We start from the raw sequence: 26,882 nt of genomic DNA, 5'->3' as shown, positions 1-26,882 counted from the left end.
GAAAAAGATATTTTTATATATGGTTTTAATATTGGTATAGTAACGAATGTATTTGTTGTATTGTGGATCTTCGCTCACCAAAGCTACATAAAATATTAGACACCTGGATTGAGGAAGATCTCGGTCATGGAGATCTCACAAGATTTGTCCTCAACGAAAGAAGTGTATCAGCACATTGGGTAGCAAAAGAGGATGGGACTTTTTGCGGTGGAGATCTAGTCAAACTAATATTTAGAAAAATTGATCCCCAAGTTGATATTCAACTTCTAATAGAGGATGGTCAGAAGTTTAAAAAGAATCAAAGACTTCTAGAATTAAAAGGTTCATCCTCTTCTTTAGTAGCAGGAGAGCGAATAACTCTAAATGTAGCCATGCATCTTTCTGGTATTGCTACATCAACAGCTTTACTAGTAGCCAAACTATCAGGATCCGATGTGAAGTTAGCAGACACCCGTAAAACGACTCCAGGTCTGAGAATATTTGAAAAATATGCTTTTCATTGTGGTGGTGGTATTAATCATAGACTTGGATTAGATGATGCTGCCATGTTGAAAGAAAATCATATTGAATGGTCTCGGGGGATTAAAGAGAGTATCAAAATCTTAAAAAAAACTATTCCATGGACAAAAAAAATAATAGTCGAAGCAGAAACTCCCTCCCAAGCGAAAGAAGCTGTAGAGGCAGGTGCTGATGGAGTTTTACTTGATGAAATGTCTATCACAGCGATAGCAAAATTAGTGCCAGAATTACGTCAACTTTCAAAAACCAATGATTTCACATACATCTCAAAAAATATTGTTATTGAAGTTTCTGGAATCAACCCAGATAATTTATCGGACTATGTTTTCACAGGTATTGATCTAATCTCAACTAGCGCGCCAATTACTAAAAGTAAATGGATAGATTTCAGTATGCGCTTTGACTAAAAATGAATAAACGGGTTTCTCACAACATCATAAAAACCGAAAAATCTTAAGAGTATCTAACTAACCATAAACATCATGCTTGAAATATCCACCAGACTAGAAGAAGCCCTTAATAGAGCTTTCATCAAAGTATTCCCAAAAGAGAATCGAAGTTCAAAAACTTCTAAAATACTTACAGGCTCTAATTTAGTCCCCGCATCCAAGCCGGAATTTGGAGATTTTCAAATAAATTGTGCTTTATCACTGGCAAAAGAAATAAAACAACCTCCTCGTGATATTGCACAACAAATAGCTGATCAACTACATGAAGATAATGAGTTCATTAAAATATGTAATCCACCAGTCATTGCAGGTCCAGGTTTCATAAACCTATCCATAAATTCAAAAACACTTATATCGGAAATCCACTTTCGTTTAAATGATAAAAGATTGGGGGTGCCTCTCAAAAAATTTAGTCATGACAAAATAGAAGATCGAAAAAATAATAACCGCGTGATTATTGATTTTTCCAGCCCAAATATTGCCAAAGAAATGCATGTTGGGCACTTACGATCAACAATTATTGGGGACTCCTTAGCACGGGTTCTTGAATTCTGCGGTTATGAAGTCTTACGGCTCAATCATGTGGGAGATTGGGGTACACAATTTGGCATGCTCATCACTCATCTCAAAGAGGTTATACCAGAGGCACTCCATACAAAAGATGTAGTGGAAATAAGCGATCTAGTAAATTTCTATCGTCAATCAAAAAAAAGATTTGATGAAGATCAAATCTTTCAAAATAAATCTAGAAATGAGGTTGTTAATTTACAATCAGGTGATAAAGAAAGTCTAATTGCGTGGCAATTACTCTGTAAACAATCCAGAAAAGAGTTTCAAAAGATCTACGATCGACTTGATATCAAGCTAATTGAAAGAGGTGAGTCCTTTTATAACAAATTTTTAGTAGATGTTATTAATGATTTAAAAAATAAAAATTTACTAATAAATGATCAAGGGGCTCAATGTATTTTCCTTGATGGCGTAGTAGGAAAAGACGGCAAACCTCAACCAATAATTATTCAAAAAAGTGACGGAGGTTTTAATTATGCAACCACTGATTTGGCAGCCCTTAGGTACAGATTAACTACTCCCCCACATGGAGATGGAGCATTCCGGTTGATTTATGTCACAGATGCTGGTCAAGCATCACATTTCTCTGGGGTTTTTCAAATTGCAAAGCTTGCAAATTGGATTCCTACAGATTGTCAAATTGAGCATGTCCCCTTTGGTCTTGTTCAAGGAGAAGATGGTAAGAAGTTAAAAACTCGTTCTGGAGAAACAGTTAGATTAGTAGACCTTCTGGATGAAGCAATTCAACGAGCACGAGAAGATCTTAAAGATCGTCTCAATACTGAAAGCAGATCCGAAAATGAAAGTTTTATAGATAAAGTTTCTACCACTGTTGGGATTGCAGCTATCAAGTATGCGGATCTAAGTCAAAATAGAGTTTCTAACTACCAATTTAGTTTTGATAAGATGCTCTCATTGCAGGGGAATACAGCACCTTATTTACTTTATGCATTGGTACGAATAGCCGGAATATCTCGCAAAGGTGGGGATTTAAATGTCTCAAGTCAAAATTTTCAGTTCAATGAAGCACAAGAATGGGCCTTGATTCGAAAGTTATTACAACTTGATTGTATTATCGCTGAAGTCGAAAAAGAACTTCTTCCTAATCGTCTCTGCGGGTATTTATTTGAATTAAGTCAGATTTTCAACAGATTCTATGATCAAGTTCCTATTTTAAAAACAAGTGAACCTGCCAGAACCAGTAGACTTGCTTTATGCTCCATCACTGCAGATACACTTAAACTTGGGATGAGTTTGTTAGGCATCCCCACTCTGGAAAGAATGTAATGGAAAAAACAGAAGGTTCATTTATTGATCTACCTAATCCAAGGAAAGATATCGAGAATTTAAAGCCATATTCAGCACCATTGGAAGGAAGACGAAATTTACTAAGACTAGACTTTAATGAAAACACTATTGGGCCAAGCCCGCTAGTAATTAAATCACTAAGAGAAATAAGCAGAGATGAAATCTCTATTTATCCTGAATACTCAGGTCTAAAAGAAAAAGTAGTAGAAGCTCTCATTAAACAAAATTCAAGCGTAAATATAAACTCTTCTGAAATTGGTATTTTTAATGGAGTAGATGCAGCAATAAATGCTATTTTTCATGCCTATGGCGACTTTAATGATCTAATGCTAACAACATCGCCTACTTTTGGATATTATACCCCTTGCGCACAAATGCGAGGCATGAAAATCAATTCAATACCCTATGAGGGGAAAGATTTTCAATATCCATTTGATAGTATTTGCGAATTCATCACTCAAAATAATCCGAAAATTTTACTCATCTGCAACCCCAATAACCCCACCGGAACAAGGTTAAGTCCTGAAAGAATTATAGAGATCACAAAACTTTCATCTAAAACACTAGTTGTTGTCGATGAACTTTACGAGGCGTTTACAGGTGATAGTGTTCTACCATTTGTAAATTTCCAAAAGACACCTAATCTTGTTGTATTAAGATCACTTTCTAAGACTGCTGGTTTGGCAAGTTTAAGAATTGGGTTTGCTCTTGGTCATTCCAAAGTAATTAATATTGTTAATAGAGTCACTGGTCCTTATGACGTCAATAACTTTGCTGTGATTGCTGCTTTTGCAGCACTGAAAGATCAGTCCTATACTGATTCGTACGTGAACGAAGTACTTGAGGCTCGTAATTGGATCAAAGATCAATTCGAGAAGTACCATGTTAAGCATCATATTGATGGAGGAAACTATTTTCTACTTTGGCCAAGATCAAACCCAACACAAGTTGAGCAAAAGCTAAAGTCATCTGGAATTTTAATTAGAAATATGGATAAGAAAAAAGATTTAAAAGGCTCCATCAGAGTTAGCATTGGAACAATTGATCAGATGAAAAGGTTCTGGTCAGTTTTCAAGATTGTCGATGAAATATAGTGTATAATATTTGATAACATCTACATAAGTTGAGCTATTCTAGGAAGAATCAGCTATGTCCAAGAAATTAGAGAGTAACTTATGACCAGCTTCGGTCAATACACTCTCAGGATGGAACTGTACCCCATATATGTGCGGATAATCTTTATGAGTTATTCCCATAATTGTTTCATCCTCTAGCCAGGCTATAACCTCTAAGCATTCTGGGAACCCTTCTCTCTCTGCAATTAAGCTATGATATCTAGTTGCTACTAAAGGATTAGGCAAATCTTTAAATATTCCAGTACCTCTATGCAAAACATTAGATGTTTTACCATGCATTAATTCGTGAGCTCTGATTATTTTTCCACCGAACGCTTGAGTAATAGCTTGATGACCAAGACAGACGCCAAGCGTTGGTATTTCAATTGATAACTCAGATAGAATATCCAGACAAACTCCAGATTGATTCGGATCTCCTGGACCAGGAGATAACAAAATCGCATCAGGATTTAAATCTTTAATCTCACTGATCGTCAGAGCATCATTACGTTCAACTCTTACTTCTGACGCAATAGGGTGCTGAGAAGCTAGTTCGCCCAAATATTGAACGAGGTTATAAGTGAAACTGTCATAATTGTCGATCACCAAAAACATAGTTTTTAAGCCATTAAATTCCTAACTGTTGAAGTAATGGAGGAAATAATAATAAAGCAGCAATCAGCACCGAACTGATTGAAGCTACTAAAACTGCCCCAGCTGAACAATCTTTAGCGATTTGCGCGAGAGGATGAAATCGTTTCCCAATAGCCAAATCAACAACAGATTCAATCGCTGTATTAAGCAATTCAACTACTAACACACTAGTGGCTGTAAGGGCCATTATTGCTAAATCACTTTTCTTAAGGCCTAAAAAAAAGCTTAAGCCAAACGCACCCAATGCAAAACCAACATGAATCCGAAAATTTCTCTGGGTTGAGAAAGCATATTTTAATCCTTTAGCTGCATATAAAAAACTAGTTGGTAAATCTTTAGCTATCTTCCACGATGACCTTTTATTGGAACTTTGAAGAGTTTGAGACATGTCCCTAACTTCTCTTTCAGAGTCATTGGATATCTCAGGAACCATATTTGTGAGTCTTCATTCTTATTTTAAAGAATAACTCCAATATCAAGAAGTTGCTCTTGAATTAAAAGCATTTTATTAAGACTCTCTTCGTCACTATGATCCCAACCCAAAAGGTGTAAAAGGCCATGAGTTGCAAGCCATCTAAGTTCTCTAAATAAATCAACATTATTATCTTTGGCTTGTCTGATTGCTGTCGGGACTGAGATAACTATGTCACCCAATTCAAGAAATTCATTACTTACACCTAAAAATGTCTCATCAATAATGGGAAATGAAAGCACATCTGTACTTTTTGATTTCCCAAGCCAGGAATTATTCAAATCAAGAATTTTTTTATCATTAGTTAATTCCAAACCCAAACTAAGTTGAGATGCATTCCTGACAATTTCAGGACACTTCAATGATTTATCTACTTGGATAAATCTAATCCAGCTACCTATCTCCTTAATCCATTTACTTGGATTTTTCATCAACTCTAAAGTCTCACTCTTCACATAGACATCTAAATCTTCAACGGGGAAGGGCGTAAAAGAAAGATCTACATCCAATTTATACGAAGTAGTCGAATAATTCTCCATCAAGTTATTGAGGGATATGGGGTTTCCCAAGAACAGCAACTAAAAGAATAAATCCAAGAAAACCCAATGCTGTTAAACCAAAATGAGAAAGACTTTGACTGCCTTTCCGGACCATGTTTTTCATCGCAAGTTTGACAAAACTTGGAGATGGCGTTCCTTTTCTGGCAACGTCATCAGAAATAATTTTATTATTCATATCTTATTGATTTATGACTCTTCAATATTTTGCCTTAAAAGAGACTGGATAAACATATCTATTTCCCCATTCATTACTGAATCTACATCTGTTGTCTCTTTTTCAGTACGTAAATCTTTTACCATCTGATAAGGGTGAAAAACATAATTTCTAATTTGATTGCCCCACGCAGCTTCAACAATGTCCCCCCGAATATCTGCAATCTCTGAAGCCCTTTGCTCTACTGCTATGACCATTAATTTTGATTTTAGAAGTGCCATTGCCTTATCTTTATTTTGAAGCTGAGATCTTTCTTGTGTACATCTAACTGCAATACCCGTAGGCACATGAAGAATTCGAACCGCAGTCTCAACTTTATTCACATTTTGTCCACCTGCTCCACCTGAGCGACTTGTCGTAATTTCTAAATCCTTTTCAGGAATCTCAAGTTCAACCTCCTCATCAAGTTTAGGCATAACTTCAACTCCCGCAAAACTTGTTTGACGCTTTCCATTGGCATTAAAAGGGGAGATTCTTACTAAACGATGAGTTCCTTTTTCATTTTGTAAAAAACCATATGCGTAAACACCTTCTATTTCGATAGTGACACTTTTGATTCCAGCTTCCTCTCCCTCTGAAAGTTCATTAATAATTACTTTCATACCATTATTTTCAGCCCAACGGGTATACATCCTTAGAAGCATTTGGGCCCAATCTTGGGCATCAGTCCCACCAGCACCGGCATTAATGGAGAGAACTGCACCCTCTTTATCATAGGGTCCACTTAAGAGGCGCTCCGTCTCCCAACGTTCAAGTTCTTGTTTTAATTTCTCAAGCCCTTTGTGAGCCTCAGAAAGAATTTCTTCATCAGGGTCTAACTCAAAAAGCTCTAGAGAAAGATTTGCATCCTCAATAGCACCCCTCCATGTAATTAATTTTTCTAACTCTGCTTTAACCTCATCAAGTTGACGCATCTGTTTTTGCGCATTTTTGGGATCGTTCCAAAACTCAGGTTGCGATGCAACTTGCTCTAAATCCCTTTTTCTAGCGAGTAATGCAGGTTCGTCAAAGACAATCCTGGGCTGTACCCAGGCGAGAAGTCAATAGAGAAAGGTCTCTTTTAAAATCAGTCAGGTCTTGCAAGCGAAGTAATAGAATCAATACATTAAAAGCTATCAGCATATCCACCCAAAAACTATAAATGAACAGATCAATTCCCGATTCAGGCATTACTAAAGTGGAAATATACACTTGGAGATTTTGCCCATTTTGCTTACGTGCAAAAGCACTACTAAATGACAAAGGAGTTCAATTCACAGAATATTCTATAGATGGAGACGATGATGCAAGAACAAAAATGTCTGAAAGAGCAGGAGGTCGCAGAACTGTTCCACAAATTTTTATTAATGAAAAAAGTATTGGAGGTTGCGACGAGCTCTACGAACTTGAGAGAAACAACGAATTAAATGAACTGATTGGAATTAGAACTTGATTCATGAAGCAACTATTTGTCTTAGACCCAATTGAAAATATTAATCCCAATAAGGATTCATCAGCAGCACTTATGCAAGCCGCATCTAGAGCCAACATAGATGTTTGGATCTGTACTCCCTCGGACTTGCAAGCCCGAGGAGACGATGCATGGGTCGTTTCCAACAAAGTCAATTGTGAACCATGGATCAATATCCAGTCGTCTAAAAGCCTTCCTTTAAAAGATTTCTCATGCATTTGGATGCGCAAAGATCCACCTGTTGACGAGGCTTTTTTATATGCAACTCATTTATTAGAAGTTGCTGAAAGAGATGGTGTCAATGTAATAAACAAGCCTGCATCACTTAGAGCTTGGAATGAAAAGTTAGGAGCTTTAAGATTTAGTGATTTAATGGCTCCCACTCTTGTCGCGAGCAGGGTGGAACAATTAATTATATTTGCAAAAGAGTACGGAGAAGTTGTTTTGAAGCCACTTGGAGGGAAAGGTGGGCAAGGAGTCATACGAGTTGCAAAGGATGCTCCAGGCTTAGAAGCATTACTCGAACTGGTTACTTCACAAGAACATTTGCCAGTAATGATGCAACAATTTCTACCAGAAGTAATGAATGGCGATAAAAGAATCCTTTTGGTTAATGGAGAGCCATTAGGTGCAATTAATAGACGTCCAAAAAAAGGGGACTTCAGAAGCAACCTCGCTTTAGGTGGAAAAGCTGAGATAACTAAATTAACTCCTAAAGAAGTAGAAATATGCGATCAAATAAAGCCTGCTTTACAGAATGAAGGGCTCTTTTTTGTTGGAATAGATGTTATTGGAGGGATGCTCAGTGAGATTAATGTTACGAGTCCAACGGGTATTAGAGAAGTAGAAAACTTAATGAATATTCCATTAGCAGATCAAGTCATTGATAACCTTATAGATCATTTGAACAATTAATTCTATCTAAGTTTAATTGATTTCTTAAAACTTCAAATTTCAAAGCTACTTCTTGCATTTCTCCTTCAACAGTTGATCCTTTTACAAGTCCAGCGCCAGCAAACAATTTCAGTTCATCGCCTCTAACCTGTCCATAACGAATGGCCACTCTAAATTCTGAATTTTGATTTTTATCTATCCATCCAACTGGAGAAGCATACGTTTGACGCTCAAATGGTTCTAAAGCTCTCAACCAACTCAAAGATTTAGTCAGTGGCAAGCCAGCAACAGCAGGAGTTGGATGAAGCATTTTAACTAAGTCAAGAGGAGATTTTTCTCTAACATATGCTTGAATAAGAGTATGCAAATGAATTAAATGGCCTTGAGTAATTAATTTTGGTTGAGATGGATGACTTGCTTCAATACCTTTTCTTAAAAGTTTTTCAACAATGGAATTAACTACAAAATGGTGTTCTCTTAAATCTTTAGAAGAGGCAAGTAATTCTTTTCCATCATCGCCTTTTTTTGCAGTACCAGCCAAAGCATCAATTAACAACTGATTTTGATTGAGACTTATTAATCTCTCAGGTGATGCACCAAAAAATGACTCGTCATAATTTTTTTGCCATAGGAATCGACAACTATTAGTTTGCTGAACTCTTAAGCGAGCAAGTAAGTTCAGTGGATCTAATGGTTCTCTTAGGGAAAGACGTTGTCTCGTAGCTAAGACAAGTTTATCCAAATCACCTGCATTTATTAATTCGATCCCTTTGTTCAACGCATCTCGATATTGAGATTTCCAATCATCAGAGAAATTATCGATTAAGAAATTTTCTTTTACATCATGGACAATTTGAACTGGTGATTTATTTATCTTTTCTCGAATTGACCACAATCTTTCTATTGCTTCACGCACATCTGAAGGGTTTTGGGTAACTGAATTTAATCGTAACCATGTCAATCCATCTTTTGCAGTTAATTGCCACTTAGGCAAAACAGCCTGAAGGGAAAACTTATCATCTATTGATTTTTCATTACTTTTAATTTGATCAAAGAAAGAAAATGAAAATAAAATCCTTGATGCTGAAAATGATGGACTTGGAGAAATATCTATCAATCGAGTGAAAATCTCATCACTAAACCTTTGTGCATTTTCGAACCTCTTTGGTCCAGATAAATCCAAAGATTGACAATGTCCTCCGGCAGAAATGCACAATCCGGGAGAGAGATCCCAAAGAAATCTAAACTGATGTTTTTCAGCAATTAAAGGTAATGTCGTTAATGGATCTGTTTGACTTACAGGGACAGAAATGCTCAAGATACATTCATCAACTTTTCGTTCACTCCATTTGCGAAGAGAAGTAATTAAAAGCTCACTAAAAACAGGTTCTAAATTCATAACTAATTAGAACCTTTATACATAAATAAACCAATACATGAACTGCTGCCTAGTCTTGAGAAAGGAACCAAGAAACAAACAAGGAAGGTTATTTTATCAGTGAAATCTTCTACAACTGAAAGGAAACATCTTTGGCAAGCGGCAATTAAGTGGCCATTGTATTCAGTCGCAATAATGCCTGTAATTTTATCTGCAGGATGGGAGCTAGGGAATAATGGCAATATTCGTCTAGGACAATTCATCGGTTTTCTAATTGCCTCTATCTTGATTTTGCTTTGGGAAAACCTTACCAATGATCTTTTTGACGATGAAACTGGCGTTGACAAATACAAATTCCACTCTGTAGTCGCTTTAACAGGTAATAAAACCACTGTAAGCCGAGTTGCATATTTTTCTCTTTTATTAGGATTATTTATCATATTTATCCTTGCTCTAAAAAGTAAAATAACAGTACTTTTTTTGGTCTTAATTTGCTGTTTCCTTGGATATTTATATCAAGGGCCACCATTTAGACTGGGGTATAAGGGGTTGGGAGAACCCCTATGCTGGATTGCCTTTGGCCCTCTTGCGACAGCTGCTGCACTAATTGTTATTTCTACAAAATCTAATATTCACGCAATCCCCTGGGGAACAGCACTTATGGTTGGAGCAGGTCCAGCGATGGCTACCACTTTGGTTCTGTTCTGTTCGCATTTTCATCAAATCAACCAAGATGCTGCTGTCGGTAAAAAATCACCCTTAGTTGTTTTAGGCACTCATCGAGCGGCAGAATTTTTACCGTGGTTAGTTGGTCTAATATTTTTATTAGAATTATTTCCAGTAATGAGTGGAATATGGCCAATAACGACTCTTATATGTTTAATTAGCCTTCCTTCAGGTTTAGATCTTATCAAATTAATTAAAAGACATCACAATCAACCCGAGCTTATTAAAAATAGTAAGTTTTTAGCTCTACGCTTTCAGACAATTAATGGTTTATGCTTGAGTATAGGTTTTGCTATATCCTCATTTTTTTATAATTAATTTTTGATTTTGTTGAATCATGAAATTAATTATTAATATCAAGCCATTTTCATTTCAATTAACAAGAAAGTTAATCACCTCGCAAGGAATTATTCATAACAAGGTAGGTTTATTGTTGAGAATAAAAGACTCAGATGGGAATTGTGGATGGGGTGAAGTTTCACCTATTGAGAAAAATGAATTAAAAAAAAGTATCGAATGTCTAAATTTTATTGGAAGACAAACTACAAAAGATTCAATAGAAAACTATTTACGTGAATTAGAAGGATTAGGAGCACTTACTTTTGGATTGGGAGCCTCCTTAGCCGATTTGGAAAATCAAACTATAAGAAAGCTAGATTTTGAAGTATTTGATATCACAAAATCAGCTTATCTTTTACCTACAGATATAGATCCTTTAGAGTCAATAATTAACTATATAGATAGATCAAATAAAAAGGAAAGTTCATCTACAATAAAGTGGAAAGTATCTAACCAAGAAAATAACTTTGAGGAAGAGAGAATATTACAAAAAATCTTAGATATTCTCCCAAAAAATTTTAAACTTCGAATTGATCCGAATGGAGGATGGAGTCGTCAAAAAGCACAAGAATGGAGTAACGAACTCAAAAACGAATCTCGTTTGGAATGGATTGAACAGCCACTCCCATCAAAAGACATTGAAGGTTTATTTTCATTAGCCAATCAAATTCCAATTGCACTAGATGAATCATTAGTTGAATTTCCATATTTACGAAAAACATGGAAAAGTTGGCAAATCCGTCGCCCTGCATTAGATGGTGATCCTCGATTACTTTTAAAAGAACTAGAGAAAGAAGATAGTCAAAAAGTAATAAGCACAGCTTTTGAAACTGGTATTGGTAGAAAATGGATTAATCACCTCGCTGCTATGCAACTCAAAAGAGAAAATCCTTGTGCACCTGGACTTGCACCTGGGTGGTGCCCCAAAGGGCCACTCTTTAACAACAATCCAAAATTAGTCTGGGAAGCCGCATGAGCAATATTGCAGTTGTAAAATGTATTCCTGAAAAAAACCTGGAATGTTCAAAAGAAATTTTGAAGAATTTTGAAAAACATAACTGGGTATATCTAGCACCTCCAAAAGATCAAACGAAATTTTCCACATCGTTATCTTTACCTGAAGGAGAAGGAATAATCATTGCAAGTGGGGGCAGTATTGGAGGACCAAATCTGTGTTTACAATCAATTAAAAATCTAACTAAGTCGGCTTTAGCAACCGGAAAGTGGTTAAAGAATCATGGACTTACACCAAATGAGTGCATCATTCTGAATTCACTACCTTTACACCATATAAGTGGCTTCATGCCTTGGTGGAGACATCGCACTTGGCGATCAGAGTATCACTGGATTTCACCTTCTTTCATGCATGAACCGCTTCAACTTAGGCAGTTTAGTGAAGCATTAGCTAATAAATATAGACGTCCATTAATTACATCCCTAGTCCCAACTCAATTATTATCTTTGATTGATAATCCTGATGGTTTAAAATGGCTGCAATCTCTAGCTTTAATCTGGCTTGGAGGAGCTTTGATCCCCATAGATCTTGCTGACAAAGCGCGGAGAAAGTCTATTAATTTAGCGCCTTGTTATGGGGCTACCGAAACTGGAGCAATGGTGACTTGCTTGAGTCCCAAAGATTTTATAAAAGGAAGTAATAGTGTTGGGTTCCCTCTTGAAGATGTTGAGATAGAAATCAACAAAAGACATTCACTTAAAATTAAAACTAGTAGAATTGCAACTTCAAAATGGAATAATGGTAAATTCGTAGAAATTACAGATACGAATGGATGGTGGGAAGCAGGCGATTTAGCGCAATACATCAGTCTCGACAATAGAAAAGCAATACAAATTCTAGGCAGAAGAGATTCAGCTATAAATTCAGGTGGTGAAACGATTTTCCCAGAAGATATCGAAATAGAATTAATGAAAATAGTCTCAAAACATCAAATCCCAATTAAAGACATTTTTGTACTAGGAGTTAGTGATAAGAAATGGGGACAACGTTTAGTTGCCTTAACGAAATTCAAAGAGAAAGAAATCAACAGATATCCAATCATCTCACTTCTGACTGATCTCATTGAGGACTGGCAGCCATCCAAAAAACCACTAAAGTGGTACGATTGTCCAAAACTTTCAAGAAATATCAATAAAAAATGGGAAATCAAAAAATGGCAAGATTGGATAGTCCTTAATAGACCTATTAACTAAAAATTCAAACTAGATTCATGAAGCCACAAATTTATTTGCTTAGATAATGCGCATTTTTCTCTTGTAATCGTATTTATCGATACATGTTTTATATTTGTCGTACCAATTTTCTCACCATTCTTTTTGAATTTAAATCGAAGTATAAATGAAGACTCATTTATCTTCTCTGGGTTCAGTTCGATATTGATAGTATCTCCAACATAAAGTGGTTGAAAATAATTTGCTTCACAATGAACAACTGGTAAAGCTACATTCAGTTGGCATTTATTCATTTGGGTTGTAGGAAAAATTTCCTGCAAAACTATTCCATAATTTTCTAAACTTTCTTCCCAAGTTTCATGACACCATCTGAATAATTCAAGAAAATGCACCACACCAGCAGCATCTGTCTCACCAAAACGAACTGTTCGTTTCAAACATAACCATTCTCTAGGATTACGCTTTTCCAAAAGAAACTATCTATCCACAGAACCCATAATCACATCAATAGAACCTAAGATAGCCATTATGTCAGCGACTTTAGCTCCCTTCAGTATGTGAGGAAGTATCTGCAAATTATTAGAATCAGCTGCTCTAATTTTAAACCGCCAAGGAGTTACATCATTATTACCTTGAATAAATACTCCTATCTCTCCTTTTCCAGACTCAAGGCGTGTGTATAATTCACCATTAGGAATCTTAAAAGTAGGTGCAACTTTCTTAGCTACATATTGATAATCAAACCCTGATAAATCACCTTTTTTTCCATCAACTGTCCTTTGTGCCTCAAGATTTTCTGTGGGACCCCCAGGAATCATCTCACAAGCTTGTCGCAATATTTTTAATGACTGTCTCATTTCTTCAATACGAACTCTATATCTTGCATAACAATCCCCCTCTTTCTCCCATGCAATATCCCATTCAAAATCGTCATAACATTCATAATGATCTACCTTTCTCAAATCCCATGGAACACCTGCTGCCCGAAGCATTGGACCAGACAGACTCCAGTTAATCGCTTGCTCTTTCCCTATAACTCCTAAACCTTCTATACGTCTACGAAAGATAGGGTTATTAGTTATCAACTTTTCATATTCATCAATTTTCGGACCAAACCAATCACAAAAATCTTTGCATTTTTCTAACCAACCCCAAGGTAAATCACATGCAACGCCACCAATACGAAAATAATTATTATTAATCAATCTTTGACCAGTTGCAGCCTCCCATAAATCGTAAATCATCTCTCTTTCTCTAAAAATATAGAAGAAAGGAGTTTGTGCCCCGACATCAGCCAAAAATGGCCCTAACCATAGCAAATGGTTAGCGATTCTATTCAACTCAAGCATTATCACTCTGATATAACTTGCTCGTTTAGGTACCTTAATATTTGCTAAACGCTCAGGGGCATTAACAACAATTGCTTCATAAAACATACCAGCCGCATAATCCATGCGGCTCACGTAAGGAACAAACATAACGTTTGTTCTATTCTCAGCAATTTTCTCCATCCCTCGATGCAAGTAACCAATAACTGGTTCACAATCAACAACATCCTCTCCATCAAGGGTTACGACCAGTCGCAGCACCCCATGCATTGATGGATGATGTGGCCCAAAGTTGACCACCATTGGCTCGGTACGCGTTTCAAGCTGCGTCATTAGGCCCAACCAAAGCAATGTTTAAATACTAGTGAAAACTCATGAAAGAAGGGCCAATTAGTGCAAGTTCTAACTTTAATCATGTCCCTATAATGGGGAAAGAAATAATCCAATCACTGAAGGAATTACCAAGTGAATTAACAAAACAAGGATTAATTATTGATGCCACCATTGGAGGAGGAGGGCATTCAGCTCAAATACTAGAAAATTTCCCAGGAATCAAAATTATAGGGCTTGATCAAGACCCAATAGCTAGAGAAGCAGCATCAAAAAAATTAATAAAATTTGGAACAAGAATAGAAATAATCTCTACAAACTTCGCAGACTTTTCACTTGACCAGCAAGCCATTTGCGTCTTAGCAGATCTTGGAGTTAGTAGTCATCAACTTGATGAGCCTTCACGAGGTTTTAGCTTTCGTCTAAACGGTCCAATAGATATGCGCATGAATCCCAAAAAGGGTTCAAGTGCAGCTGAAATCATTGAAACTCTCTCTGAGAAGGATCTAGCTGATTTAATATATAAATTAGGAGAAGAAAAGCGCTCTAGGCGTATTGCAAGAAAAATCAAAACTGATCTAGCTGCACATGGACCATACTCTGGAACTCAAGACCTTTCTTATGCAATAGCCGGATGCTTCCCACCCAAGCAAAGATATGGTCGGATTCATCCCTCAACAAGAACTTTTCAGGCTTTAAGAATAGCTGTAAATAATGAATTAGGTTCGCTCGACAGTTTACTTTTAAAAGCTCCAAACTGGTTGTTAGAAAATGGACTTTTTATGGTAATGAGTTTTCATTCACTAGAAGATAGAAGAGTAAAATCGAGTTTTAAAACTGATCATAGATTAAAAGTACTATCTAAAAAACCAATGAGAGCAGGCCCTGAAGAGATAGAATTAAATCCAAGAAGTAAAAGTGCCAAGTTAAGAATTTCTGCAAAGAAATTTTTAAAATAGAATTAACTTATTTTCTAAGATTGATCACTATATTTGTAATAATCTCAATAGCTTCTTTGATATCTTTCTCGGTAGTTTTCCTACCAATACTCATCCTTATTGATGCTTCAGCATCTTTTTTGCAGAGTCCTATCTCCTTAAGGACATGAGAAGCTTCACCATTACTGCAAGCTGAACCACTAGTACAAAAAATAAATCTTCTTAATTGACCATGCAATTGATTTCCCTTCACACCAGGAAAAGTAATATTGAGATTATGAGGCAATCTTTGCTCGATAGATCCATTAACTATCAATCCAGAAATATTCTTTTTTAATCCACTCAACAATAGATTTCTAAAAAATAAAAGTCTCTTATTCCTCTTATCCTGATCAATTTTTGTTATTTCGACTGCCTTTGCGAAACCAACAATTAAAGGGACAGGGAGCGTGCCAGATCTTAATCCCAGCTCTTGACCTCCTCCATATTGAGATGGTTCAAGAGGGAATCCTTCCCTAATCACCAAAGCCCCAATTCCTTTAGGGCCATAGATTTTGTGCGCACTCAAACTCATCAGATCAATGAGAGATTTATCGGGGTCTAAATCTAAGTAGCCCAAGGCTTGAGCAGCATCAGTATGAAAAGCAATTCCCTTTCTCTTACAAAAAGACCCAATTTCAGCAATAGGTTGCAAAACCCCTATCTCATTATTTGCAGCCATAACGCTGACCAAAAAAGTATCTTTTTCAACAGCTTCAGATAGTTGTTCAATATTGATTAAACCATCTGTATTGGGTTGTAATTCTGACAAACGAAAGCCTTCTTTTTGAAGCTGCCTAAGCGGATCAAGGACTGCATGATGTTCAGTTGAAACGGTAATTATGTGTCCAGGTTTTCCAGTGAGTTGTGCTTTAGATCGTGCATGTCCAACTAAACCCAAATTATTTGCTTCTGTTGCCCCACTCGTGAAAATTAGTCTTTTCGGATTGATGTTCAAATATGCAGCTATTTTTTCACGAGATACTTCTACTGCAGCTGAAGCAAAAACACCGGATCGATTATTAGTATTAGAGGGATTACCCCACAACACATTCCAATAAGGAGCCATTTCCTCAACGACCTTTGTGCTACATGGTGTTGAGGATTGAAAATCAAAAATCAGATGCTTATTATCCATTGATTGATTCGTTAAGCTTAATAATAGAGAGGAATAAAGGTTAAAATCCTCTTTAAAAACTTTAGAAGTCCAATTTTTATGAGTGACCCAAATCCATCAACACAAGAAGTTTCTCAGACTCCCAGGATATTACTTGTCGATGACGAGCCTGGTTTAAGAACTGCTGTTCAGGCTTATCTTGAAGATGAAGGATTTCAAGTTACAACCGCTGTAGATGGAGAAGAGGGATGGGAAAAAGCTCAAAAAATGATCCCTGATGTAATTATCAGTGACGTTATGATGCCTAGGTGTGATGGTTATGGGCTTTTAAAAAAAATTAGAGAAGACGAAAGACTTGGAGGTACACCTGTCATTTTTCTTACTGCTAAGGGTATGACTGCTGATAGAACTCAAGGGTATCAAGCAGGTGTAGACGACTACATGCCAAAACCATTTGATCCCGATGAGTTAGTTGCAAGAGTTAAGAATGTAGTTCAGAGGCAAGAGCGCTTACTAACTGAAGCAGCCAGATTTGCGAATGCTGATGTTGGCCAAATGGCAAAACAGATTACAGAAATCAAATCAATGCTTAGCCATGGAGATAAAAATAACTCACGGAAAGATGATTCAATTCCAAATTTCACCCCAAGAGAAGCAAGCGTTTTGCAACTAGTAGCGGAAGGTTTAATGAACAAAGAAATTGCAAGACAACTTGAGACTTCTATACGCAATGTAGAGAAATATGTGAGTCGATTATTTATTAAAACCGGTACTTCTAGTAGAACAGAATTAGTTAGATATGCACTTGAAAATCATTTAGTTACATAAATGTGTTTTTGAAAAATAAAAATTTTAGTTCACTAGTATTTAACAAATTCTATTAATTTCGAAAAATAGAAAGGAGCTTGATTCAACTTACTTTTGATCACTTTAAAACCAGATTGCTTTGCAGCTTCAATAATTCCAGTTTCCCTTAATGTATATGCTCGAGTAGTTTTACTTGGTCCAGGAAATAGTTGACCAATACCTTTCAACAGGGCTAGTAAAGGCGTATAGGGAGCAAAGCTAACAATTAATCTCTCTTCAGATAATTGACATAGATGTTTCACCATTGCCTCAGCCTCCTGTTGAGGGTAATGAATGAAAACATCTAAGCAAATAACTGTATTAAATGAACCTTTTAAATTCTCTAAATCAGATGTTCGGAAATTCAGCTTATTCAAGTCCAAACCTGCTCCCTTTGCCCTGCTTTTTGTCTCATTTATCATGGCTTCAGAAATATCACTTAAATGAATCGATTTAGCACCCAATTTTGCCAATGGAATACTTAAACTACCAACACCGCAGCCAGCATCACAGAAAGTTTTATCCTTGATATTGTCATACTCTTTCAACCAACTAATTACATCATCAACTGTCTTTTGGTGACCTATCCTGATATTTTTTTGCACTTTATTTACATCATCACTTTCGCTATATATGCGATTCCATCTATCAAACCCAGTCCCATTAAAATATTCCGCGACTTCCGCCTTTTCATTGTTCTCAATTTGCGTTGTCATTTAATCAGATAATTATCTCTTACCAATCTTACGCAGCCAACTGCCAAGACAACTGATGATTACAAGAATTCATTTTCCATCGAAGTAAAGACTGAATATTTTTTCCAATAAAAAAAGATTCTGAAGTCATTTTGTTTTGACTTAATACCATACGTGGAGCAATTGTTGCCATCCAAATAGCAGCAGAAGGATCATTAATCCAATTAGCTATTTTTTTGCATGCATCTAGTAAAGGCAACGTGGATCCTGCAATTGTTTCATTAGGAAGTATGCATAAACCATTTTCTACTGTTATCAAGCGTTTGTCCCAATTAAACGATCCATCTCCTAAACCATAAGCTGATATTGCATCACTGACTAAGACAATTTGCTTTGGTGCAATTATCTTTAAAAGCCTAATCATATCTGCATGAACATGAACACCATCAGCAATCAGTCCTAGGAAGATATCATCTCTGCTTGAAGCCGCTCCGATAGGACCAATAGCCCTATGATGCAAACCTTTCATTGCATTAAAAGTATGTGTAACCATAGTCACTCCATTATTAAAAGCATTCATCGCCGAATCAAAATCAGCTGAAGAATGTCCAAGTGAAACCACGATATTTAATTCTCTTAGACGAGAAATAACATCAAAAGAACCTTTTAATTCTGGAGCCAATGTCATTAATGCTATGTCGTTTTCAAATCCCTTTATTCTTTTATTTAAAGCAGAAATACTTGGCTTACAAATACTTTCTATGTCATGTGCTCCAGAATATGATTCACATAAAAAAGGTCCTTCCATATGAGCACCAAGGAGTCGACATCTATTACTAGAAATATGTTTTTTAGTTTCCTTTAAGACCTTCATCCCTAATTGGAATTGATCTGGAGAACAACTAACAAAAGTTGGACAAATCCCTTCAACTCCATCAAGCCAAAGTCTATCAAGCAATGTTAATAATTTAGGTATTTTATTAAAAGTTAAATCTGTAAATGAGACCCCTAAACCTCCATTTATTTGAAGATCAATCGCTCTTGGACTTAGCCAATCACCGCACCAATCTTCATCATAAATTGATTTCCTATTGGAACTTTTATCAATAGAAAGAATAATTCCATGTTCATCTAAAACTAGTGAAAATACATTATTTTCATCTTCGCTTTTATCTGGTTGAGGTAATTTTATGTTTATAATTTTTCTCATTTCTTAAAAAAAAAAATAATTAATGCAGGATTCATAAATAATTGCCATTATTAAGAATGAGATTTATAAAATTGACAATTGTCTTTAACCGAAGCTAATACATTTAAGCAAGTAGCAGTAGTAATGGGTAGTGATTCAGATCTTCAAACTCTTCAGCCTGCAGTTGAAATTCTAGATCAATTTGGCATATCTAATGAAGTAAGAATCTTATCTGCTCATAGAACTCCAAAAAAAATGTTGGATTTTGCTCAAATGGCAGAATCAAATGGTTTTAAAGTCATAATTGCGGGGGCTGGAGGGGCTGCTCATTTACCAGGAATGATCGCATCACTTACGACACTTCCAGTGATAGGGGTTCCAGTAAAAAGTAAAGCTCTCTCAGGAATAGATTCTATGTATTCAATCTTGCAAATGCCCTCAGGCATCCCCGTGGCAACAGTTGCCATTGAAGGAGGCCTAAATGCTGGTCTTTTAGCTACTCAAATTTTGGCAATTAACAATACTGAATTGACAAACAAATTAAAAACCTACAGATCTGAGCTTCACGACCTTGTCGTAAAAAAAGATCAAAAACTTAAAAAGATTGGAGCCATAACTTATCTAGAACAAATGTAATTACCGTGAAATTGATTACTAATTTACTAAGAAATTTTTGAAATAATCTTTTTCTGCACAAGAAAATTAATAACTAAGTTTACGCATTTATCAATCTCTAGATTTCCAGTATCAATTTTTAATTCTGGAGACTTAGGATCTTCATAAGGACTTGAGATTCCAGTAAAATCTTTAATGTCTCCATTTCTTGCCTTGGCATAAAGTCCTTTTGTATCTCTTGTTTCACAAACCCCCAAATCAGCTGAACAATGTATTTCTATAAAATCATTTTCTCCAACTAATGATCTCGCATTATCTCGATCGACTCTAAATGGTGATACGAATGCAGTTAAAACTATTATTCCTGCATCAAGAAACAATTTAGAGACTTCGCCAATTCTTCTAATATTTTCTTCTCTATCACTATTAGAGAATCCTAAGTCTTTACATAAACCATGCCTGATGTTGTCACCATCAAGCACATAAGTTGAATAACCATTTTTGTGCAGAGCTACATTTACTGCATTGGCTAGTGTGCTTTTCCCTGAACCAGATAGACCTGTAAACCAAAGTATTGCACTGCTATGTCCTCGTTGCCGAGATCTAGCTTCTCTATCAACTGAAGATTGATGCCAAACTATATTGGTGGCTTTTGAAAGAGGTCTTTGAGAGTTTTGTTCCATGAATTCAGACTAATTGTTTACTCTTCTCCATCTTGTTATACAAAGTTTATTCTTAACCTCCACTCTGTTTTGGCCTATAACCCTCCTTAAAAAGAAATTCTTGAGCTTTTGAGATTTGATCTCCTTGTAACTCTAAAAAATCAGCTTTCAAAGCCCCCCCTGTCCCGCAAGCTATTTTTAAATTCTTAAGAATTTTTTTTGCCTCTGCTTGCTTTAATTCAAGTCCTTTAATAACAGTAACAAGTTTACCTTTCTTTCCAGATCGAGTTCTTTCTAGACGAACTTGTCGCTTTCCTTTAGGAGTAACACTATTTTGAGTGTCATTCCCTATTGTCTTAAGAGGGTCATTAAATTCACTCCAGCCACCTTTCGACATCTTCTTGTGTTTTGGCTGATAACTATTTTCTTAATCTACGGTGACAGGTACGCTCCCCACACAATTTAAAGATTCGGATTTATCTCCATTAACAAGGCCAGATGCTCTTGGGCGATTTGGTAAGTACGGGGGGCAATATGTTCCTGAAACTTTAATACCTGCCCTTATTGAATTAGAGCAAGCTGCTAAAGAAGCATGGAAAGATTCTTCATTCACTTCAGAACTGAATCATTTATTAAAAACTTACGTAGGAAGATCTACTCCTCTATACGAAGCCACAAGATTAACTGAACATTACAGAAAAAAGACATTAAAAGGACCAAGGATTTGGCTTAAAAGAGAAGACCTAAATCACACAGGTGCTCACAAAATAAATAATGCACTTGGGCAAGCTCTTCTTGCGATACGGATGGGAAAAAAAAGAATTATTGCTGAAACTGGAGCTGGTCAGCATGGGGTTGCGACTGCGACAGTCTGCGCTCGTTTTGGATTGGAATGCATTATCTATATGGGCAAAGAAGATATGCGACGACAAGCCTTAAACGTTTTCCGAATGCAATTACTAGGGGCATCAGTGAGGCCAGTAACAAGTGGTACTGCAACACTCAAAGATGCAACAAGCGAAGCTATTCGAGATTGGGTTACTAATGTTGAAACGACTCATTATATTCTCGGTTCAGTTGCGGGTCCACATCCATATCCAATGTTGGTTAGAGATTTTCACGCAGTTATTGGAGAAGAAACAAAGCAACAATGTACACAAGCTTTTGGTAGGTCTCCCGATGTTCTTTTAGCTTGCGTTGGTGGCGGATCTAATGCAATGGGTCTTTTCCATTCTTTTGTTGAAGACAAAAGTGTGCGAATGATTGGAGTTGAAGCTGCTGGAGATGGAGTCGAAACTGGTCGACATGCAGCAACAATTACTGAAGGAAGAATAGGAGTTCTTCATGGAGCCATGAGTCTCCTGCTACAAGACAAAGATGGGCAAGTTGAGGAGGCGCATTCCATTAGCGCAGGTCTTGATTATCCAGGAGTTGGACCGGAGCATAGTTACTTCAAAGAAATTGGTCGTGCTGAATATGCAGCTGTTACTGACACTGAAGCTATTGAAGCTCTGCAATTAGTTAGTAAATTAGAAGGTATTATTCCTGCGTTAGAGACCGCGCATGCATTTGCCTATCTCGAAAAACTTTGCCCAACTCTCAATGATAATTCAGAAATCGTCATCAACTGCTCTGGTAGAGGAGATAAAGATGTAAACACAGTTGCTGAAAAACTAGGATCAAAAAATATAAAGTAAAAAGACTATTAGTACCTTGGAACAGATTGATCAACATCAGTGCTCCAAGCATCTATACCCCCTACAAGATTCCACACACTTTTAGTTATTCCTTGTTCTAAAAGCCAAATACCAAAATTCAGACTTCTCACACCCGCATGGCAAACAACGACAATAGGCTGTTCCTTCGGTAACAGTTCACCTATTTTGGCTGACCAGTTTGCAGCCTTACTCAAAGGAAGATGTAATACTGAAAATGAAAATGAAGCAATAGCAATTTCATTATCCTCCCTCACATCTATAATGAATGGTTTATCAGAAGAATCATCTTCTAAGATTTTATTTAACTCTTTTGGAGATATATTTAAAGGAGTGTTCTGGTTCATATTTGAGATTCTAAGTAAAGATTAAGCTTTCTTTTATCAAAGCTCAAAAAGTATACAAATGCTCAAATAATAACAAATGAAATCACGTCTACCTTATTTTTTAATATCAGGAATAGTAATTTTATCAATTTTGACAGGGATATTTATCTGGCACAATAATAAACTAAAGAAAATACCTAAGTTCAATGAACAATCATTTCATGCTCCAGTTTCATCGAAATATATACCAACAAATGCTGATCTCATTTTTCACTGGAAAATAAATCCAGCTAAGCTTCCAAACTACATCGAAAGTTATCAAGATAAATCTAGCAAAAAAACTATAAATAAAAAAATAAGTTTTATTAGAGATTCTTCTTTTAAATTAATTAGTCTTGACTTTGCAAAAGACATCTCAAAATGGGTAGGAGATTATGGGAGCTTTGCTGTATTTGATTCAAATACACAAGCTCTAAATGATTGGATAATGGTCTTAGCAATCAAAGAAGATATAAATATTGAAAAAGAATTAGAACCTATTCTAGGTTCTAAAATTGTTGATGTAAATAACATCCCAAGCAATAAATTAAACAACTCTAACTCAGAAATAATTTCAAAAAAAATTAATTCGAATAACTCAATATACTTTGCGAATGCAAAAGATAATCTTTTAATATCATCCAATCCAAAAATCATAAAATCCTCAATAGATGAATTGGATAGAAATATATTAAATACAAAAATAAAATATAAGAATATTCAATTAAAGGATAATCTTAAAGACGGTCTATTATTATTAGAAATGTCTCCAAAAAAGATTATAAGTCTAATAGGTCAAGAAGAAAATTTATTTGAGATAGATGAGATAGATAGCCTTATATCTTCTCTAAATATAGATGACAATAAATTAAATCTAGAAGGAATAATATCTTATAATAATAAAACTAAAATGCCGATCAAAGATATTAATTATAATTTCGTTGATATCAAAAAAGAATCTGAATTATTTCAAGATTTTATAATAGTTGATAATCCAAAGCAGTATCTGAGTAAAGATTCTAGCCATCCATATCAAAAACTTATCGCTTCTCTTATTCAAAAATCAACAACTTCAGATTATTCTAAACTTTTGAAAATAATTCTTGAAAACTCCAAAGGAAATATGATTTGGATAAATAATAAAGGCTGGTTGGTTTTGACTAGGAAATCTGATACGAACAAAACAGAAATAGATACTATTTTAAAAAAAGAGAACTTCCTGAATTCAAATATAGATTTTCAAAATAGGAAGCTAGAAATTTGGTCGAAAATAAGTACATATGAAAATGAAAAATACGAGTTAAAAGAAAATATTGAGGCAATTATTGACGAAGATAAAGAGAATTATATTTGGAGTAAAAACTTATCTTCTATTTCATATTTTGATAATAAAAATTACTTAGACTATTATTCAGACAATGAAAAAAATATCGATGAAGTTAATGATTTTGATGATGTTCTTAGAATACATTTAGGGGAAGAAAAAACTAAGACAGTTTTAAATAATTTCTATCCATATATCTTACTTAAAACTATGTTAGGAAACAAACTAACTCCTCCTCAGAATATTGATATATCTATTGCCGTCCCTACAATTAATTATCCAGACTTTATTAAAGTTAAAATCAACTTAAAAACAAGTTAATAAAAAGTTTTAAGTGCTATATTCATTTGGTAGCTTACTTCTATACAGTAAACTGAAGTTGAACATTATTTTTTCCAATTGGACTGAAAAATTAAGTTGCTGGAGCTAAAACCATAGATAACGAACAAAAGACAACTAATTTGGTTTTAAAGCCAGGCTTGGAAGGGGTTCCAGTAACCAATTCAGGGATATGTGAAATTAATGGAACAGAGGGAAAACTGAACTACAGAGGTTATCCAATATCTGAGCTAGCCCAAAAAAGTAGTTTTTTAGAAACCGCATTTCTTTTGATATGGGGAGAACTTCCGACTGAAAATGAGCTTCAGAAGTTTGAAGAGGACGTTCAAATGCATAGACGAGTGAGCTTTCGAATTAGAGATATGCTCAAGTGTTTTCCAGAATCTGGACATCCAATGGATGCCCTCCAAGCAAGTGCTGCATCTTTAGGCCTCTTTTATTCTCGAAGAGCAATTGATGATCCAAAATATATCTACGACGCAGTAGTGAGGTTAATTGCAAAAATTCCAACTATGGTTGCTGCTTTCGAGCAGATAAGAAAAGGAGATGATCCAATTCAACCCCAAGATGATTTACCGTATTCCTCCAATTTCCTTTATATGCTAACGGAGAGGGAGCCAAATCCTCTTGCAGCAAGAGTCTTCGACAGATGTTTAATTCTTCATGCCGAGCACAGTCTTAATGCGAGTACGTTTAGCGCCAGAGTAACTGCCAGCACACTAACTGATCCTTATGCTGTCGTAGCATCTGCCGTTGGGACATTGGCTGGACCTCTTCATGGAGGCGCCAACGAAGATGTCATAGCAATGCTAGAAGAAATTGGAAGCCCTGATAAAGCATCTGCATTTCTAAATGATGCGATTGCAAAAAAAAGGAAAATCATGGGCTTTGGGCACAGGGAGTATCGTGTTAAAGACCCTAGGGCAACAATATTACAAGCCTTCGCAGAGGAACTTTTCTCGGAATTTGGTAAAGATGAAATGTATGAAGTAGCCAAAGCACTGGAAGAAGAGGCTATTTCCAGACTGGGACCAAAAGGTATATTCCCAAATGTTGACTTTTATTCTGGACTTGTTTATCGAAAGCTTGGTATTCCTCGAGATTTGTTTACACCAGTTTTTGCGATTTCCAGAGTTGCTGGTTGGTTGGCTCACTGGAGAGAGCAACTTGGAGCAAATAGAATTTTTAGACCATCACAAATTTATGAAGGAGAAAAAATCAGAAATTGGCAGCCTCTTAATAGAAGATAATTTGAAATTTATTTTTCTCGAATTTAAAATTAATTCAAAATTACACTAACCTTGTTGTTAGATTAAATATTAGAAGTGAATTCAGGTATAGACCTTGAAATGAGTTTCACCCAAGGTGTTCAAAACCTTGGTTTATCTCATGAATTAGCACATCTTTTATGGATTCCTCTCCCGATGCTTTTAGTATTGGTGTCGGCTGTTATTGGTGTATTAGTAACAGTTTGGCTTGAAAGAAAAATTTCTGCAGCAGCTCAACAGAGAATTGGGCCTGAATATGCAGGTGCACTTGGTATTCTTCAGCCCATGGCAGATGGGTTAAAACTTTTAGTCAAAGAAGACATCATCCCAGCAAGAGCAGACAGTGTACTTTTCACAGTTGGTCCAATATTAGTTTTAGTTCCTGTAATTTTATCTTGGTTAATTGTTCCATTTGGACAAAATCTTTTAATTAGCAATGTTGGTATTGGAATTTTCTTGTGGATAGCCCTTAGCAGTATCCAACCTATTGGACTTTTAATGAGTGGTTATTCTTCTAATAATAAATATTCTTTACTAGGTGGACTTAGAGCTGCCGCTCAATCAATTAGTTATGAAATTCCACTAGCGCTAGCGGTTTTGGCAATAGTTATGATGAGCAATTCATTGAGTACTGTTGATATAGTTGAACAACAAAATACTGCAGGTTTTCTTAGCTGGAATATATGGCGACAACCTGTAGGTTTTATTATTTTTTGGATTTGTGCATTAGCTGAATGCGAGAGACTACCTTTTGATTTACCAGAAGCAGAAGAAGAACTTGTAGCCGGTTATCAAACTGAATATGCAGGTATGAAATTTGCTCTGTTTTACTTGGCTGGATATATAAATCTTGTTTTATCTGCTTTACTTGTCTCTGTTCTGTACTTAGGAGGATGGGGTTTCCCAATCTCAATTGATTGGTTTTCATCTTTAATAGGTCTTTCAATTGATAACCCATTAGTTCAAATTATTGCTGCGTCTCTTGGAATTGTTATGACAATTCTGAAGGCTTATTTACTGGTTTTTTTAGCAATCTTATTGAGATGGACTACTCCAAGAGTGCGGATTGATCAACTACTTGATCTAGGATGGAAATTTCTTTTACCTATTTCGTTGGTCAACTTACTTGTAACTGCTTCACTTAAATTGGCATTTCCTATGACATTTGGCGGATAAAAGAAAAGCAACACAATAGCTTTTTTTTTAAGTAAAAGTACCTACATTCACTTGAAAAAAACTGTATAATGACTATTGTAAAAAGAGGCCACCGGCAGCAA

General features: G+C 35.8%; 29 protein-coding genes. 15 read left to right on the top strand and 14 right to left on the bottom strand.

Annotation, left to right across the window (positions count from 1 at the left end; all coding sequences use genetic code 11):
* Positions 1 to 62: 62 nt before the first annotated feature.
* From nadC to O5640_RS09040, 3 genes are all read left to right on the top strand, one after another.
* Entirely contained in the window at positions 63 to 926 is an 864-nt protein-coding gene (nadC, locus tag O5640_RS09050; protein WP_269612129.1) for a carboxylating nicotinate-nucleotide diphosphorylase, read from the top strand.
* A gap of 75 nt (positions 927 to 1,001) precedes the next feature.
* On the top strand, positions 1,002 to 2,825 hold the full coding sequence (gene argS, locus O5640_RS09045; RefSeq protein WP_269612128.1) for an arginine--tRNA ligase: 1,824 nt from the start codon (positions 1,002 to 1,004) through the stop codon (positions 2,823 to 2,825).
* Positions 2,825 to 3,940, top strand: a complete 1,116-nt coding sequence (locus tag O5640_RS09040; RefSeq protein WP_269612126.1) for a pyridoxal phosphate-dependent aminotransferase — start codon at positions 2,825 to 2,827, stop codon at positions 3,938 to 3,940. Before argS ends, O5640_RS09040 begins: the two co-directional genes overlap by 1 nt.
* Positions 3,941 to 3,979: 39 nt before the next feature.
* Here O5640_RS09040 and O5640_RS09035 read toward each other — a convergent pair whose 3' ends face one another.
* From O5640_RS09035 to prfB, 5 genes are all read right to left on the bottom strand, one after another.
* Positions 3,980 to 4,576 (bottom strand): anthranilate synthase component II, encoded by a 597-nt coding sequence (locus O5640_RS09035; RefSeq protein WP_269612125.1) that lies wholly within the window; start codon positions 4,574 to 4,576, stop codon positions 3,980 to 3,982.
* A 13-nt stretch (positions 4,577 to 4,589) separates the two neighbouring features.
* The gene (locus tag O5640_RS09030) at positions 4,590 to 5,048 is read right to left on the bottom strand and encodes a diacylglycerol kinase family protein (protein ID WP_269612124.1); all 459 of its coding nucleotides are present in this window, start codon (positions 5,046 to 5,048) and stop codon (positions 4,590 to 4,592) included.
* Between the two features lie 23 nt (positions 5,049 to 5,071).
* On the bottom strand, positions 5,072 to 5,626 hold the full coding sequence (gene ybeY, locus O5640_RS09025) for an rRNA maturation RNase YbeY (RefSeq protein ID WP_269612123.1): 555 nt from the start codon (positions 5,624 to 5,626) through the stop codon (positions 5,072 to 5,074).
* Between the two features lie 4 nt (positions 5,627 to 5,630).
* A complete protein-coding gene (locus tag O5640_RS09020) occupies positions 5,631 to 5,822 on the bottom strand; it encodes a DUF3285 domain-containing protein (protein WP_269612121.1) in 192 nt (63 codons plus the stop codon).
* A gap of 11 nt (positions 5,823 to 5,833) precedes the next feature.
* Positions 5,834 to 6,944, bottom strand: a protein-coding gene (prfB, locus tag O5640_RS09015; protein WP_269613837.1) for a peptide chain release factor 2 whose coding sequence is annotated in 2 segments (ribosomal slippage) — positions 5,834 to 6,868 and positions 6,870 to 6,944 — 1,110 coding nt in all. Because the reading frame shifts where the segments join, the coding sequence is not laid out codon by codon here.
* Between the two features lie 85 nt (positions 6,945 to 7,029).
* Here prfB and grxC point away from each other — a divergent pair.
* Together grxC and gshB are read left to right on the top strand one after the other, a co-directional pair.
* Positions 7,030 to 7,293, top strand: coding sequence for a glutaredoxin 3 (gene grxC, locus O5640_RS09010; RefSeq protein ID WP_269613836.1), 264 nt, complete (start codon positions 7,030 to 7,032; stop codon positions 7,291 to 7,293).
* Positions 7,294 to 7,296: 3 nt separating this feature from the next.
* Positions 7,297 to 8,226: a glutathione synthase gene (gene gshB / locus O5640_RS09005; RefSeq protein ID WP_269612120.1), complete on the top strand. Its 930-nt coding sequence runs from the start codon at positions 7,297 to 7,299 to the stop codon at positions 8,224 to 8,226.
* On the opposite strand, the gene O5640_RS09000 is transcribed toward gshB, so the two are convergent.
* Positions 8,204 to 9,604 carry an isochorismate synthase gene (locus O5640_RS09000; protein ID WP_269612119.1) on the bottom strand — a complete coding sequence of 467 codons (1,401 nt, stop codon included), beginning with the start codon at positions 9,602 to 9,604 and terminating at the stop codon, positions 8,204 to 8,206. The genes gshB and O5640_RS09000 overlap by 23 nt on opposite strands.
* Positions 9,605 to 9,703: 99 nt before the next feature.
* On the opposite strand from O5640_RS09000, the gene menA reads away from it, so the two are divergent.
* From menA to O5640_RS08985, 3 genes are read left to right on the top strand one after another with little or no spacing between them, the layout of a single operon-like run.
* The gene (gene menA, locus O5640_RS08995; protein WP_269612118.1) at positions 9,704 to 10,627 is read left to right on the top strand and encodes a 2-carboxy-1,4-naphthoquinone phytyltransferase; all 924 of its coding nucleotides are present in this window, start codon (positions 9,704 to 9,706) and stop codon (positions 10,625 to 10,627) included.
* Between the two features lie 19 nt (positions 10,628 to 10,646).
* On the top strand, positions 10,647 to 11,624 hold the full coding sequence (menC, locus tag O5640_RS08990) for an o-succinylbenzoate synthase (protein ID WP_269612117.1): 978 nt from the start codon (positions 10,647 to 10,649) through the stop codon (positions 11,622 to 11,624).
* Positions 11,621 to 12,856: an AMP-binding protein gene (locus O5640_RS08985; protein WP_269612116.1), complete on the top strand. Its 1,236-nt coding sequence runs from the start codon at positions 11,621 to 11,623 to the stop codon at positions 12,854 to 12,856. Before menC ends, O5640_RS08985 begins: the two co-directional genes overlap by 4 nt.
* On the opposite strand, the gene O5640_RS08980 is transcribed toward O5640_RS08985, so the two are convergent.
* The gene (locus O5640_RS08980; RefSeq protein ID WP_269612114.1) at positions 12,853 to 13,305 is read right to left on the bottom strand and encodes an acyl-CoA thioesterase; all 453 of its coding nucleotides are present in this window, start codon (positions 13,303 to 13,305) and stop codon (positions 12,853 to 12,855) included. The genes O5640_RS08985 and O5640_RS08980 overlap by 4 nt on opposite strands.
* Before the next feature lie 6 nt (positions 13,306 to 13,311).
* Positions 13,312 to 14,496, bottom strand: coding sequence for an NAD(P)H-quinone oxidoreductase subunit H (locus O5640_RS08975; protein WP_269612113.1), 1,185 nt, complete (start codon positions 14,494 to 14,496; stop codon positions 13,312 to 13,314).
* A 41-nt stretch (positions 14,497 to 14,537) separates the two neighbouring features.
* On the opposite strand from O5640_RS08975, the gene rsmH reads away from it, so the two are divergent.
* A complete protein-coding gene (gene rsmH, locus O5640_RS08970; protein ID WP_269612112.1) occupies positions 14,538 to 15,452 on the top strand; it encodes a 16S rRNA (cytosine(1402)-N(4))-methyltransferase RsmH in 915 nt (304 codons plus the stop codon).
* Between the two features lie 7 nt (positions 15,453 to 15,459).
* On the opposite strand, the gene O5640_RS08965 is transcribed toward rsmH, so the two are convergent.
* A complete protein-coding gene (locus O5640_RS08965; RefSeq protein ID WP_269612111.1) occupies positions 15,460 to 16,608 on the bottom strand; it encodes a cysteine desulfurase family protein in 1,149 nt (382 codons plus the stop codon).
* A 78-nt stretch (positions 16,609 to 16,686) separates the two neighbouring features.
* Between O5640_RS08965 and O5640_RS08960 the strand changes: the two genes are divergently transcribed.
* A complete protein-coding gene (locus O5640_RS08960; protein WP_269612110.1) occupies positions 16,687 to 17,415 on the top strand; it encodes a response regulator transcription factor in 729 nt (242 codons plus the stop codon).
* 32 nt (positions 17,416 to 17,447) lie between these two features.
* Here the strand turns inward: O5640_RS08960 and bchM are convergent, their stop codons facing one another.
* Together bchM and O5640_RS08950 are read right to left on the bottom strand one after the other, a co-directional pair.
* Positions 17,448 to 18,149, bottom strand: a complete 702-nt coding sequence (gene bchM, locus O5640_RS08955) for a magnesium protoporphyrin IX methyltransferase (RefSeq protein WP_269612109.1) — start codon at positions 18,147 to 18,149, stop codon at positions 17,448 to 17,450.
* Positions 18,150 to 18,177: 28 nt separating this feature from the next.
* The gene (locus tag O5640_RS08950; protein ID WP_269612108.1) at positions 18,178 to 19,338 is read right to left on the bottom strand and encodes an N-acetylglucosamine-6-phosphate deacetylase; all 1,161 of its coding nucleotides are present in this window, start codon (positions 19,336 to 19,338) and stop codon (positions 18,178 to 18,180) included.
* Between the two features lie 78 nt (positions 19,339 to 19,416).
* Here O5640_RS08950 and purE point away from each other — a divergent pair, with 78 nt between their 5' ends.
* On the top strand, positions 19,417 to 19,953 hold the full coding sequence (gene purE / locus O5640_RS08945; protein ID WP_269612107.1) for a 5-(carboxyamino)imidazole ribonucleotide mutase: 537 nt from the start codon (positions 19,417 to 19,419) through the stop codon (positions 19,951 to 19,953).
* A gap of 26 nt (positions 19,954 to 19,979) precedes the next feature.
* Here purE and cysC read toward each other — a convergent pair whose 3' ends face one another.
* Both cysC and O5640_RS08935 read right to left on the bottom strand, forming a co-directional pair.
* Positions 19,980 to 20,615: an adenylyl-sulfate kinase gene (cysC, locus tag O5640_RS08940; protein ID WP_269612106.1), complete on the bottom strand. Its 636-nt coding sequence runs from the start codon at positions 20,613 to 20,615 to the stop codon at positions 19,980 to 19,982.
* A gap of 52 nt (positions 20,616 to 20,667) precedes the next feature.
* Positions 20,668 to 20,991: a translation initiation factor gene (locus O5640_RS08935; RefSeq protein WP_269612105.1), complete on the bottom strand. Its 324-nt coding sequence runs from the start codon at positions 20,989 to 20,991 to the stop codon at positions 20,668 to 20,670.
* A gap of 40 nt (positions 20,992 to 21,031) precedes the next feature.
* Here O5640_RS08935 and trpB point away from each other — a divergent pair, with 40 nt between their 5' ends.
* Positions 21,032 to 22,291, top strand: a complete 1,260-nt coding sequence (trpB, locus tag O5640_RS08930) for a tryptophan synthase subunit beta (RefSeq protein ID WP_269612104.1) — start codon at positions 21,032 to 21,034, stop codon at positions 22,289 to 22,291.
* Positions 22,292 to 22,299: 8 nt separating this feature from the next.
* On the opposite strand, the gene O5640_RS08925 is transcribed toward trpB, so the two are convergent.
* Positions 22,300 to 22,656 (bottom strand): rhodanese-like domain-containing protein, encoded by a 357-nt coding sequence (locus tag O5640_RS08925; RefSeq protein ID WP_269612103.1) that lies wholly within the window; start codon positions 22,654 to 22,656, stop codon positions 22,300 to 22,302.
* Positions 22,657 to 22,732: 76 nt separating this feature from the next.
* Between O5640_RS08925 and O5640_RS08920 the strand changes: the two genes are divergently transcribed.
* From O5640_RS08920 to nuoH, 3 genes are all read left to right on the top strand, one after another.
* The gene (locus O5640_RS08920; RefSeq protein WP_269612102.1) at positions 22,733 to 24,319 is read left to right on the top strand and encodes a DUF3352 domain-containing protein; all 1,587 of its coding nucleotides are present in this window, start codon (positions 22,733 to 22,735) and stop codon (positions 24,317 to 24,319) included.
* A gap of 140 nt (positions 24,320 to 24,459) precedes the next feature.
* Positions 24,460 to 25,587, top strand: coding sequence for a citrate synthase (locus tag O5640_RS08915; protein WP_269612101.1), 1,128 nt, complete (start codon positions 24,460 to 24,462; stop codon positions 25,585 to 25,587).
* Positions 25,588 to 25,662: 75 nt separating this feature from the next.
* Positions 25,663 to 26,781, top strand: a complete 1,119-nt coding sequence (nuoH, locus tag O5640_RS08910; protein WP_072013361.1) for an NADH-quinone oxidoreductase subunit NuoH — start codon at positions 25,663 to 25,665, stop codon at positions 26,779 to 26,781.
* Positions 26,782 to 26,882 lie beyond the last annotated feature (101 nt).

Origin of the sequence: Prochlorococcus marinus str. MIT 0912 (genome assembly GCF_027359595.1) — a bacterium.
In the GTDB taxonomy this organism is placed as follows: Bacteria; Cyanobacteriota; Cyanobacteriia; order PCC-6307; family Cyanobiaceae; genus Prochlorococcus_B; species Prochlorococcus_B marinus_C.
Note: the sequence above shows the minus strand (reverse complement) of the source record. Positions and strands in the feature narration are given on the sequence as shown.